We start from the raw sequence: 12,455 nt of genomic DNA on the forward strand, positions 1-12,455 counted from the left end.
CCCTAGGTTGAAACCCGAAACCGGACGGGCAGCAAACGGCCACAAGCCGTCATTCTCGCTCACTTGAAATTCCGCCCCTTTCCGAACGTGTCGATGTGCAAATCGGGGATCAGAATGTTGCGCGCAGCAGGATGCTTCTCGACCGGGTCGCGCGGATCGGGACCGCCGCCATTCTTCGCTCCATCGCCGCGCCCGAACGGCAGCGAGAACGTGTCGTGAGTACTGCCGCGCTCACGTCCCACACCCGATAGCAGTGGCGTCAGATCGGCCAGCCTCTTTGCGATGACGTGGATCACGTCGCCCTCGCGCTGGACTACGCCCTCGACGCCGAGCATCCGCGCGCCCATGACGATCCGGCGGTTCTCCTCGAACATGCGCGGCCATACGATGAGGTTGGCGATGCCCGTCTCGTCCTCGATCGTGATGAACAGCACGCCCTTGGCGGAGCCGGGACGCTGGCGCACCAGTACGAGACCTGCAAGCGAGATACGGCGCCCATCGCGAATGCTCTCGAGCGAGCGGCAGGGCGCGATCTTCTTGGCGTCGAGGTCCTCTCGGAGAAACGCCACCGGATGGCGCCTGAGCGTCACGCCAACGTGGCCGTAGTCCTCGACCACCTCCCTGCCCTCCGTCATGGCGCGAAGGAGAACGGGCTGCTCGACGATCTCATGGATGAAACCGTCGCCGCGCGCCTCCGCGGCAGCGAAGAGCGGCAATTGCTCATCCCGCAGCGCCTTGATCGCCCAAAGGGCCTCACGCCGCGCCAGCCGAAGCGAGGGGCGAAAGGCATCGGCTTCGGCGAGTTTACCGAGAGCGGCCGCTGGAACATCGGCGCGGCGCCACAGCTCCTCGACGCTCGTGTAATGCTGGTCCGCGCGCGCGGCGACGATACTCGCGGCATCTGCCTCCGCAAGCCCGCGCACCATCCGCATGCCAAGACGCACCGCAAAGAGATCATCTTCGTCACTACTCGCGGTGGGCTCGAGAGTGCAGTCCCAGCGCGAGGCATTGACGCAGACCGGCCGCACCTCGACACCGTGCGCCTTGGCATCCGCCACGATCTGCGCCGGAGCATAGAAGCCCATGGGCTGGGCATTGAGCAGGCTGGCGCAGAACACATCGGGATGCCAGCACTTCAGCCAACAGGACGCATAGGCAATCAGCGCGAAGCTCGCGGCATGGCTCTCGGGAAACCCGTAGCTGCCGAAGCCCTCAAGCTGGCCGAAGGTCTTCTCGGCGAACTCGGCAGTGTAGCCGCGCTCGGTCATGCCGGTGACGAGCTTTTCCTTGAACTTCGAAACGCCGCCGGTGAACTTGAATGTCGCCATCGCGCGGCGCAGCTGGTCGGCCTCGGTCGGGGTAAAGCCCGCGCACTCGATCGCGACGCGCATGGCCTGCTCCTGGAACAGCGGGACACCCAGGGTCTTACCGAGGACCTTTTCGAGTTCGGGCTTGGGGTAATGGACCGGCTCCCTGCCCGCGCGCCGGCGCAGATAGGGATGGACCATATCGCCCTGGATGGGCCCCGGCCGGACGATCGCGACTTCGATGACCAGATCGTAGAACGTGCGCGGCTTGATGTGCGGCAACATCGCCATCTGCGCTCGGCTTTCGATCTGGAAGGCACCGAGCGTATCGGCTGCGCGGATCATGGCATAGGTGCGCGGGTCCTCGGGCGGGATGGAGCTGAGATCCATCTCGATGCCCTTGTGCTGGCTGAGGAAATTGAAGCCGCGTTTCATGGCGGTCAGCATGCCGAGCGCGAGACAATCGACCTTCATGAACTTGAGGATGTCGATATCGTCCTTGTCCCATTCGATGACTTGACGGTCCAGCATTGCCGCCGGCTCGATCGGAACCAGTTCGTCGAGCCGGTCATGCGTGAGCACGAAGCCGCCCGGATGCTGCGACAGGTGCCGGGGTGTGCCGATCAGCTCACGCGCAAGGTCGATCGCGAGCCGCAGCCGGCGATCGCCGAGATTGAGGTTCAATTCCTTGACGTGACGGTCCTCGACGCCGTCCTCGCTCCAGCCCCACATCTGGCCGGACAGCGACTTGATGAGGTCTTCGGAGAGGCCGAGCGCCTTCCCGACATCGCGGATGGCGCCCTTGGCGCGGTAGCGGATGACCGTCGAGCAGAGCGCGGCGTGATTGCGGCCATAAGTCTCGAAGACCCACTGCATGACGATCTCACGCCGCTCGTGCTCGAAGTCGACGTCGATGTCAGGTGGTTCTCTCCGCTCCTGGCTGATGAAGCGTTCGAACAGCAAATCGGAGCGCGCAGGATCGATCGAAGTGATGCCGAGCACATAGCAGACCGCGCTGTTGGCCGCCGAGCCCCTGCCCTGGCAGAGGATTTCACGGCTGCGCGCGAAGCGGACGATCGAATTGACCGTCAGGAAATACGGCGCATAACCAAGCTCGCCGATCAGCGAAAGTTCGTGCCGCAGCAGCCGCGCCACCTCATCCGGGAGGCCCTCGGGATAGCGCTGCTCGGCTGCTTCCCAGGTCAGTTTTTCGAGGCCTTGCTGCGAAGTCAGCCCGGGAATCGCGGTTTCCTCGGGGTATTGATAGCGCAGTTCGTCGAGCGAGAAGCGGCAGCGCTCGGCGATCTCGACGGTGCGCGCCAATGCCGCCTCGTACCGGCCATGGAGCCGGTACATCTCGGCAGGCGGCATGAGGAAACGGTCGGCATTGGTTTCGCGCCGCGCGCCAAGTTCGTCGATCGTGCAACGATGGCGGATACAGGTCATGACCTCCTGCAGCACGCGCCGATGGGGATGATGGTAGAGCACGTCTCCGGTGACGACCGTCGCCACCCCATGCTGTGCAGCCAGATTGGAAAGCGTATGGAGGCGCATCTGGTCGCCGGGCCGACGATGCAGCGTCAGGGCGAGATAGCACCTGCCCGAGAAGATGCGTTCGAAGCGGGCAATTACAGGCTCCGCTTCCTCGATCTCACCCGGAAGTAAAATCGCCAGCAGGCCTCCGGCATGATCCGCGACATCATCCCAGCCGATGAGGCACTTGCCCTTCCCGCCCCGCTGCTTGCCCCGGCTGAGGAGGCGGCAAAGGCGGGCATAGCCTGTCCGGTTCATCGGATAGACGAGAAGCGAGTGCCCTTCGATGAGATCGAGACGGCAGCCGACGATGAGGCGGACACCCGTCGATCGCGCGGCATCGTAGGCGCGCACGATCCCGGCGAGGCTGTTGCGGTCGGTAATGGCGAGCGCCTCAAGCCCAAGCGCCGCCGCCGTGGTGAACAGTTCCTCGCAGCTCGAAGCCCCGCGCAGGAACGAGAAATGCGAGGCGCATTGGAGTTCGGCGTAGCGCATGGCACTTCAGCCCTTCAGCAAGGCTTTCTCAGGCGAGCCCATCCGCAAACAGGGGCAGCGCGGCGCCCGCTTCCTGTTGCTCGAAGCCCGATACCGTCACACCAACGAGGCGTACGCCCTTTTCGGTCGGCAGCACCTGGCGAACGAGTGCGAGGCTTGCTTCGCGCAGCTGCGCATGACTGCGCACGGCCATCGGAAAGGTCTTGCTGCGCGTGATCTGCTGAAAGTCGGCGTATTTGACCTTCACGGTCACCGTCCGTCCAAAGGATTGCGCCCGTTCGCACCAGGTCCACACATCGTCGGCCTGGCCCAGCACGCCTGCCTCGATCTCCGCATCCGCGACCAGATCGCGGTCGAAGGTCGTCTCGCTGCCCGACGACTTGCGTTCCCGGTCCGGATTGACCGGTCGCTCGTCAATGCCACGTGCAATCTGGTAGTACCATTCCGCCGAGCTGCCGAAATGCTCCTGCAGGAAGCTGAGCGTTTTGGCGCGCAGATCGGCGCCGGTCTCGATGCCAAGCGCCTCCATCTTGCTCGCGGTGACCGGGCCTACGCCATAGAAGCGCTTCACCGGCAGGCTCTCTACCCAAGCGGCGCCCGTGTCGGGCGTCACGGCGAACTGGCCGTTGGGCTTCTTCTGGTCGGACGCAAGCTTGGCCAGGAACTTGTTGTAGGAAATGCCGGCGGACGCCGTGAGCCCGGTCTCATCGAGAATCCGTGCGCGAATTTCCTTGGCGGTCAGCCAGGCGGTGGCAATCGCCCGCCGGTTGGCGGTCACATCGAGATAGGCCTCGTCGAGCGAGAGCGGCTGAATGAGATCGGTGTAGTCGGCGAAGATCGCATGAATTTGCCGCGAGACCTCTTTGTAAACGTCGAAACGAGGCGGCACGAAGATGAGGTCAGGGCAACGCCGCTTCGCGGTGACGGAAGGCAGCGCCGAACGCACACCGAACTTTCGCGCCTCGTAGCTCGCCGCTGCCACCACGCCGCGCGCCGCCGGGTAGCCGACGGCAACCGGCTTGTCTTGCAGCGAAGGATCATCGCGCTGTTCGACCGACGCGAAGAAGGCGTCCATGTCGACGTGGATGATCTTTCGCTGCGGAGACTCGGCCATTCCTTGCGGTTAGCACGAATGGAACATTTAGGGAACATTCTGGATATTCGCGCAGTGCCGTATCCAAGCGTCGCGCTTGCGCTCAATTTTATAAAGCGCAATCAGATTGGGTAACACTGGTTGCACTCCTTGCATTTGCTCTAGAGATCGTTCGCCCACATATGCCGGGGGCCTTTCAGGCATCCTCTCCCAAAGACTTTCCAAGCCGGCCCTCGTGGCCGGCTTTTTTTCGTCCTGCACGCTTTGCTGCCTCAATATTCTGGCCGCGAACAGACGGATCAGGCGGCTTCGGATTGCTTTCGTTTTGGAATGCCGGCAACGCCATCTACGAGCCAGGCCGCCAGTCGCCAGAACACTTCGAGTCCGGCTATAACGGCTAAAGCGGCACCGAGCGTATCCAGAATCCGCTCCCGCCAAATATCATACGACTGCTTCTCTGCGATCACGGCAGCCTGTCGATCGACGTCGGAGGTTGGATCGAAACCGGCTGCCATTCCTTGGGCATACCGCGTGGCATCGGGGCTGTCCTTGGGCCAGCCGGTCCACCCGCTCCCCTCCTCGCTGACGGGGATCAGCATTTCGCCTTGATCTGATACGCGCGATTTCAAACACAGCCGCGCAAGAATGGGGATTCCGCCCGCCATGCGCTGGATGTCCTCGAATTCACTTGTTCCAGGATGCCTACTGCTAAGTGAGGCGGGTTCGGCCTCGCAGTCCATATGCTCGTCGATCTGCCAGGGGCTGTTCGGGCCATCGATCGCGAAGCCGACAACCACGTCGGGCTGGAAGTTGACGAGAACCGTCGCTGCAACACCCGCCGCGCCAAATTGCAGCAAACGTACGACACGAGAACCCCACTTGTACCACCTAGCTTGCATGTTCCCCCCAAAAAAACGCCTGATCCGCCGCGCCCGATTGTCGTACGCGGTACAACATACGACCTAAAACAAAACGAAAAACTGCTGCTATCTCAAAGCAATCCCCCCATCGAGGATTGCTTACTGCAGGGCATTATTCGTTTGATTTCGGCCTTTCCCCCGCGTTTTTCAGGCAAAGATTCCATGCAGGAACCAGTCCTGCCCGCCGGTGGCGGCGTCCATGCCGTCGCCCTGCCGAAAGACCCAGTAGCGTGCGCCTGTCTCGTCCTCGACGAGGAAATAGTCGCGCACGCTTAGCCATTCCGCCTCGCTCAAATGCCATTCGCCATAAATGCGCTCGGGCCCGTCGGCTCGCTTCACACGCCGACGCACGCCGCGCCACACGAAATGAACCGGCGGATGGTCGGGCAAAAGCGCCATCGTCTCGATCGCCTCGGGCCTTGCGAAAAGGCGTGCCGGGCGCGGCCAGCGCTCGGGCCAGCGGAGCAACGTCGGATCCGACATCGGTGCGATACGCATGACCGAGCGCTCGGGGATATGGCTCTCGCGCGCGGCGACGCGGAACAGTCGCTCCTCGCCGACCCGATTGCCGAGGATATCGACGAGCGCCGAGACATCGGGAACGGGCTTGTCGCCGAGGCTCGACATGGTCCGAAGACCCAGCGGCTCGATCACCGGTGCAGCCAGCACCATGCGTTCGATACCAAAGCCTGGGTCGACGGTCTCGATTCTGTCGCAGAGCAGCCGGGCTAGCTGCTTCTTCTCCCGGCTCGCCTTGGCAAGACCGGCGCGGATGGCCTGGACGGCATTATCGACGCGGTGGAAACGAAGATCGAGCCGGCGCGCACCGAGCCCTGCCTCCTCCAACAATTCGCATAACGTATCGACCAGCTTGCGGGTGTAGCGCGCGATCGTCTCCGGGGCGCCGATCGGCTCGGCAAAGCGGCGCTCGACTTCGATCTGTTTCGGCGCCTCGACCGGTTCGAAAGGTTCCGACAGCCTCCCAAAGATCTGGTCGAGCCGCCGGCCGGGATCGGAACCGAACCGCAAGGCGAGCGAGGCGCGCGGCATTGCCTCCAATTCCGCGATCACCTCAATACCCAGCGCGGCCAGGTTCTCGATTGTCTTGGCCTCCAATCGAAGGGCCGCAAGCGGTAGCCGCGCGACAGCTTCGACAAGGTCTGCCGGATCGACAATGCCAAGTCCTTCAGGGCACAACATCTCGCCGCCGAAGCGGGCAAGCGCATGCGCAGCCCCGTAGGTCGGCGCGCAGACGGCGCGCGCGGCGGTCTCGACTTCGGCGAGCCGGCGCAGCATGTCGGCGAGCAGCCCTCTGGCCCCGCCATGGCTATGGGTTGCTCCGGTCACATCGAGCATCAAGCCTTCGGGCGGATCGAGTGCAATGAGAGGCGAGTATTTGCGCAGCGACCAGACCGCCAAACGCTCCAGCGCCTTCTCATCAGCTTGAGGGTCGGCATCCATAAGCAGCAAATCGGGCACCAGCGCCTGCGCCTGGGTTACCGCCATGCCTACGTGGAGGCCGAGAGCGCGGGCCGGCGCGCTCACCGCAGTCAACACGCGGCGGCGCCCTTCCACACCTGCCAGGACCAGCGGCGCGTCAGGCGGCGGTGCTTGTCGCCCAAGTCTGCGCCGCAGCCGGTCGATCGGCCAGGTCGGCAGGAAGAGCGAGACGACCTGTCGCATCGCAGGATTCCAGAAGAAAATCGGCGCTCTCGCCAGCCCGGCACCGGATGAGCTCGACGAACCATCGCGGCCGCCCGACGCCGGGGACCGGCAAGGCCTCGGACGGGACCGCCGTCACCCGCCAGCGCGTCGCAGCCGCTGTCGGCTGCCCGAAATCGGCCGCATCCTCGCGCCTACGCCAACGGCGCAGCGCGATCCCGATCGCGCCGCTGTTTTCCGCAGCCAGCAGCAGGCGGCGAGATACCGGCATCGAGAGCCGTGACACCTCGGCAACCACACCGCCGAGCCCGCCATGGCGCAGTCCCTCCTCGAAGCAGGCCAGCACCGAAGTCTCATCCTGCGCTTCAAGATAGATGACACGGTCGGGATCGAGCCCGGCCTGGGCGATGGCCGGTGCGAAGAGATCGGCCTTGGTCATGCACCAGAGAATCTTGCCTTCGGCGCGTGCCATGATCCCGGCAGCGAACAGTGCAGCCGCCGCGCCGTCGGTCACGCCCTGGGCGCCGCCGGCCACTTCATGCAGTGAACCCAGCGCAAGCCCTCCGCCGGGTAGCTTGGCATCGAGCGCTTCAAGACCGAAGGGCAATACCTCGCGCGCGCGCCTGTCCCCGCCTTCGATCTCGGCGATCCGGGCGCGCAGGGTATCAATGCGAGATGGTGACCCTCGCTCCGTCATGAAGGGCCTCCTTGTGGCTCTGCGATGGAAATTTCGTTCTTATTTTGTTCCATTTCATCTAAGAGTCAACGCCGCGCCTTGAACATCGCAACGCGCGGGCAGGAAAGGGCCCGGAATTCAGATAAAAAGGTTGAGCAAATTTGGGCCTCGTCGATACCCGCTGCTTCCCGTGCCGGACAGAGCGGGCAGTGGCGGCTAGCGGGCGAGCGAATCAGCCTGCGCCCGCCCTCAGAAGCGTTGCTCACCCTTTGTTGTACCTGCCTGCGGGCGTAGTATGGTTTTGAAAGGATGCTCCCATCTGCAACCTCTATCGCTTGACCACCCCTGCTAGCGCCATCGCCGCGCTTTTCGACACCGAGCCGTCGAGCGGGGCCAATTATCTCGAGGTGGTGGCACCGACGGACCCCGGCTTGGTAATTTCCCAAAGCCAAGTCCGGGCGATGGCCTGGGGCTTCCCGCGTACCGATCCAAGCAAATTGACCGGCGAGATGCTGAAGCCTCACCCCATCTACAATGCGCGTGCGGACAAGATCGGATCGAGGTTCTGGCGCGGGAGCTTTGCGCGGCGTCGCTGCCTCGTTCCACTAAACGCCTGGGCCGAACCGGAAGGAAAAAAAGGAAAGATGACCCGGACCTGGTTCTCGGTACCCGGCGAGGAGATTTTTGCAGTCGCGGGCATCTGGCGGCGTAGCGACGAATGGGGGCACGTTTTCTCGATGATGACGGTTCCCGCGCACGAATCCATGCTGGATCTCAACGACCGCATGCCAGTGATCCTGCGCCGCGAAAACTGGAAGACCTGGACCGACGGCTCGCCAACCGCCGCTCACGGACTTTGCAATCCATGGGAGCGGGAATTGCTGCGTGAGCCATCCGACGAGCCATGGTCCGACAAGTCTCAAATGGACAAGCCGCCGGCACCCTCACCGCAGTTGTCCTTGCCGCTGTAGCCGAAAATCAGGCGATCAGACGCACCAACCAGGGAAGCGCAAGCGCTGCCGCCAGGAGACCAGCTTCGATATATGTCTTCAATGGAAACGGTCCCGCCGTTCGGACGTCGGGCGAAAACCCTCCGCCCATAACGCGTTGATGAGGGCCTGCCCCGCCCTTTCGATGGCCTGCGTGTTTCCGGCAATATTCACGGCCTGCCGATAGCGTTGTGCTGTACGTTCGCTTTTCATGGAGGGCATGTAGAACGCCCGTCAGCAAGCGCGACCGCTGATGCATCCGGATTGGCGGCGCTTTGCATAAGCAACGCCCGCAAAAGTTGCCCGCCAACAAGCCCCGATCAAGAAATTTCCGGCCCGGAACGTCCACGTCCAAACTGCCAGTTGATACCGGCCTCGCGCATGATCCCGCCGGCCTGCTGCCCAAGCTGCTTCTCGAGTACGGGCCGCCATGGAACCAGGGTGAATTCGTGGCTGCGCTCGATGAGCGCGAAGCGCCCCGAAATACCATCTATCCTGCGGCTCACCTTGCCTTCGATCCAGTCGCCGGTCTTGGCCTCCGAGAACTCCTTCCCCAGCTCCCCGGAAAGGCGCTCGGCGATCCGGAGCAATTCGCGCCGCTGAAGCAACGCCAGGGTATGCTGCCGCAATCTGACGCCGCTCGGTGAAACATCGGCCAGATCCTGCTCGACCAGCCACTGCCGTCGCTGATCCAGGCCCGTGCGCACTTCGCGTCCGAACCCTGCATCGCGTATTGCCAGTCCTGACGGCGAGGCGAGTTCACGATCCAGCCATGTTGCCGCTTCCATGCCGGACATTCGCTCCACCGAGCCCGAGCCCAGGACCTCGACTGCAACAGGCCGGGAAGCGACATCTCGCTGCTCGAAGCGTTCTGCGACTTCGAGATGTTCGGACGAAATACGCCAGCTTCCATCGGCCTCACGGGTAACATCGGAGCGCGCTCGTCGCATCGCTTCAAGCCTGCGCACGTGGGTCTCGGCGAAAGCCTGGGTGACGGAGCAGTCGTAGCGTAAATGCCGCGCGATCGAATACCGCCCCTCGTTCGCCTGCGACACCTCCAGAACATTGCGATCGATATCCCGAACCTCCGCTATTCGCGGGATCACCCGTACCACCGCATCGCGTGGCAACGGCTCAACGGCCGTCGAGGGTCCAATGTCGATGTAGTGCGAACGTCCATCGATGCCGTCGACCAGCAGGAAATGACGATCGTGATGCTCGTCCGCCAGCCCGCGACAAATGACCCTGCCGACAAGCGGCCCAATGTCCGGCGCATAGATGCGCTGGTCCTGTCGCTCCAGTCTGGCGCGCGTGACCTCGCGCTGCATCAGGCGGATGATGTCGCCGCGCTCCCCCATAGCCCTAAGCGTTTCATCGAGCCTATCGGCAAGCTGCCATCGCCCGTCCCCCAGTTCGCTGGCAAGATCCATGCGCTTCAAAGCCTGCAGGCGTCCCGTCTCCAGTGCCTGGAAAAACGGATCGCGATCATGCGGCGAGACGCACCGATCGGCATCCATCCGTCCGATGAGCCGGCGGTCCAAGCCAGTGAAGCGCTCCTGCTCCATTTCCTGACGCAGCCGCGCCTCGATTTCGTGGCCTGCGCGCGGCCCGAGATCGAGCGACATGAGATCAACGGCGCGCTCACGGAAACCATGGGCAATATAATCGCGCGCAATGACGAGGTCCTTGCCTCGATCGTCGATCCCACGAAGCACGATATGCGTGTGTGGATGGCCGGTGTTGTGGTGATCGACAGCAACCCATTCCAGCCTGGTTCCAAGGTCCTCCTCGACCTGGTTCATGAGCCGGCGAATATAGGGCTTAAGGTCCCCATACTGGTCGCCGTCCTCGGCCGAGACGATGAACCGGAATTGGTGCCGGTCGTCCTTCGAGCGTGTGAGGAATTCGGCGCCGTCCATGCGGTCGTTGTCGGGGCCATAAAGCACTCCCTGTTCGCCCTCCCTGGTGACGCCGTCACGCTGGATGTAATGGAGGTGGGCTTTGAGGGCGCTGGCGCTACCGCTGCGAACTTTCACCAGCCTCGTCTTCACGACAACGCGGCGGGCCCGGTATCCCCCCAGTCGATCCCGCCCCGCAAGCGCGCGCCCGAGCGCCGCACCCCGACCGATACGGCTACCAACGAACTTGCCGCCCTTCTTCCCGGTGCCGATCAGCCCCGCTGCGACGGCAACGCGGGTCGCGTATTTGATCGCTTTCCTGCCGCCCTTTCTTGCGACCGCATCGCGCTGCCGCCCAAGGCGCGGCTCGAAATCGTCGTCGAAATCCATGCAAAGCCTCCCGAAAAGGCATGTCTCGCTACAGTCTCGTCACCGACCCTACAGTCTCGCAGAAAAACGATGTGCAGACAGAAACTTAAGCGTGTCACGAGACACGCCTTCAATCTTGTCGTCCGCCACTTTTCCGCCTCCCCCCTCCCCGCAACCAAATCCGACCCCTCCCATCCAACCCAGTTGCCAGACGCCAATGATTCACCGGCAAATCGATGGGGCAGCACCGTCCGGCACTGCCCCATCGATTGCGCAGAGCTCAATGGGCCTGCGCACTCGCTTTCTCAGCTGCTGCGCGCTTCGCAAAATCGCGCCGGGCAATGAGGCCGACCGGATCGCCCTCTCCATCAATGATGAGCGTGGCGGCGAACCAGCGGCGGCCCAGGCGGCCCAGGACGGCGACCCGATCGAGATCGACCGCATCGTCCTCGCCAAGGCCTTCGTAGCGCCCGAGCCAGCGCTCCGAGATACGTGCGTCCCAGAGGAAATCGCTTTCCTCCGCTTCGATAAAGCGCTGTGCCAGGGCGCGTCCTGCGCCTTTGCCGAACTCGATTTCGAGCCCGTGAACGAGGCTGGCGAACACATCGTGATGGTTTGCGGCAATGGTGCGATCGATCTGCATGATGAAGCTCCTCGCGTGACCGTTCCCGTGACTGAGAACGACCATTCGAAGACGGGCGCCGGGCGGTCTGTCAGGGCCGCAGGGCTTTAGTCCTGCGCCGCGAAGCGGACGTGGGGGGAACCGATTTGCGAAGCAAATTGGGGGGTACCCGCGGGCCTTGATAGACTGTTCGGCGCCCGTCACACTGCACCATCTCAGACGAGCATTCTTACCTCTCCTCTGGGCACGACCTCTCAGTGGGCGTTGTGGCGAACGGCAAACAGAGGATCGCGTTCGGGAGGACGGACGGGACTTTTCCCATCTCCTTCCACCACTTCCCCACGCGTTTGCCCCGACTTGTCCTCCGGGTTCTCCACAGGGCTTGGGGCAGACTGCGAAGTGCCCACAAAGAGCGGCGGCGCTTGGGGCAAAACGGAGGTGTCACTGCCGCTTATCCCCGCAAGGTAGGCCACAGTTTCGGCGGGCAGCGGTATGCCGGACAGATACTTTTCATAGCGCGCCGGCCCGGCATTGTAGGCCGCAAACAGCCCCGGATATCCGAAGCGATCGTAGAGCAGTCTCAGGTAATATGCCCCCGCGAGAATGTTGTCGCGCGGGTTATCCGGGTCGTTGCCGAGCGACAGGCGCGTGCGCATCTCCGCCCAGGTGCCCGGCATCAGCTGCATGAGCCCGATGGCGCCTTTGGGACTGCGGATCGGTGCGCCGCCGATCTGCGTACGCCCCCTGCTCTCGGCCCAGATCACTTTCCTGACCCAGGCCGACGGCACGCCGAAACGGGACGAGGCTTCTTCGATATGGGGCTGCCAGCGCTCCAGATCCTGGGCGCAGGCAGGGGTTGCCGCGATGATCGTCGCGGCGACGATCATCGCT

General features: G+C 63.4%; 9 protein-coding genes. 1 reads left to right on the plus strand and 8 read right to left on the minus strand.

Annotated elements, in window-relative coordinates; all coding sequences use genetic code 11:
* Positions 1-59: 59 nt before the first annotated feature.
* From ACZ1JV_RS07880 to ACZ1JV_RS07900, 5 genes are all read right to left on the minus strand, one after another.
* Positions 60-3,335, minus strand: a complete 3,276-nt coding sequence (locus tag ACZ1JV_RS07880; protein ID WP_465139146.1) for an error-prone DNA polymerase — start codon at positions 3,333-3,335, stop codon at positions 60-62.
* 28 nt (positions 3,336-3,363) lie between these two features.
* Positions 3,364-4,449, minus strand: a complete 1,086-nt coding sequence (dinB, locus tag ACZ1JV_RS07885; RefSeq protein WP_465139145.1) for a DNA polymerase IV — start codon at positions 4,447-4,449, stop codon at positions 3,364-3,366.
* 278 nt (positions 4,450-4,727) lie between these two features.
* Positions 4,728-5,327 (minus strand): hypothetical protein, encoded by a 600-nt coding sequence (locus ACZ1JV_RS07890; RefSeq protein ID WP_465139144.1) that lies wholly within the window; start codon positions 5,325-5,327, stop codon positions 4,728-4,730.
* Between the two features lie 168 nt (positions 5,328-5,495).
* The gene (locus ACZ1JV_RS07895) at positions 5,496-7,031 is read right to left on the minus strand and encodes a Y-family DNA polymerase (protein ID WP_465139143.1); all 1,536 of its coding nucleotides are present in this window, start codon (positions 7,029-7,031) and stop codon (positions 5,496-5,498) included.
* Positions 6,946-7,707: an ImuA family protein gene (locus ACZ1JV_RS07900; protein WP_465139142.1), complete on the minus strand. Its 762-nt coding sequence runs from the start codon at positions 7,705-7,707 to the stop codon at positions 6,946-6,948. Before ACZ1JV_RS07900 ends, ACZ1JV_RS07895 begins: the two co-directional genes overlap by 86 nt.
* Positions 7,708-8,021: 314 nt before the next feature.
* Between ACZ1JV_RS07900 and ACZ1JV_RS07905 the strand changes: the two genes are divergently transcribed.
* Positions 8,022-8,657 (plus strand): SOS response-associated peptidase, encoded by a 636-nt coding sequence (locus ACZ1JV_RS07905; RefSeq protein WP_465149057.1) that lies wholly within the window; start codon positions 8,022-8,024, stop codon positions 8,655-8,657.
* A 338-nt stretch (positions 8,658-8,995) separates the two neighbouring features.
* On the opposite strand, the gene rlxS is transcribed toward ACZ1JV_RS07905, so the two are convergent.
* From rlxS to ACZ1JV_RS07920, 3 genes are all read right to left on the minus strand, one after another.
* Positions 8,996-10,963 carry a relaxase/mobilization nuclease RlxS gene (gene rlxS / locus ACZ1JV_RS07910; protein ID WP_465139141.1) on the minus strand — a complete coding sequence of 656 codons (1,968 nt, stop codon included), beginning with the start codon at positions 10,961-10,963 and terminating at the stop codon, positions 8,996-8,998.
* Between the two features lie 259 nt (positions 10,964-11,222).
* Positions 11,223-11,585 (minus strand): hypothetical protein, encoded by a 363-nt coding sequence (locus tag ACZ1JV_RS07915; RefSeq protein WP_465139140.1) that lies wholly within the window; start codon positions 11,583-11,585, stop codon positions 11,223-11,225.
* 233 nt (positions 11,586-11,818) lie between these two features.
* A complete protein-coding gene (locus tag ACZ1JV_RS07920; protein ID WP_465139139.1) occupies positions 11,819-12,451 on the minus strand; it encodes a lytic transglycosylase domain-containing protein in 633 nt (210 codons plus the stop codon).
* Positions 12,452-12,455: the final 4 nt, after the last annotated feature.

Source organism: Novosphingobium sp. BL-S-19 (genome assembly GCF_055521675.1).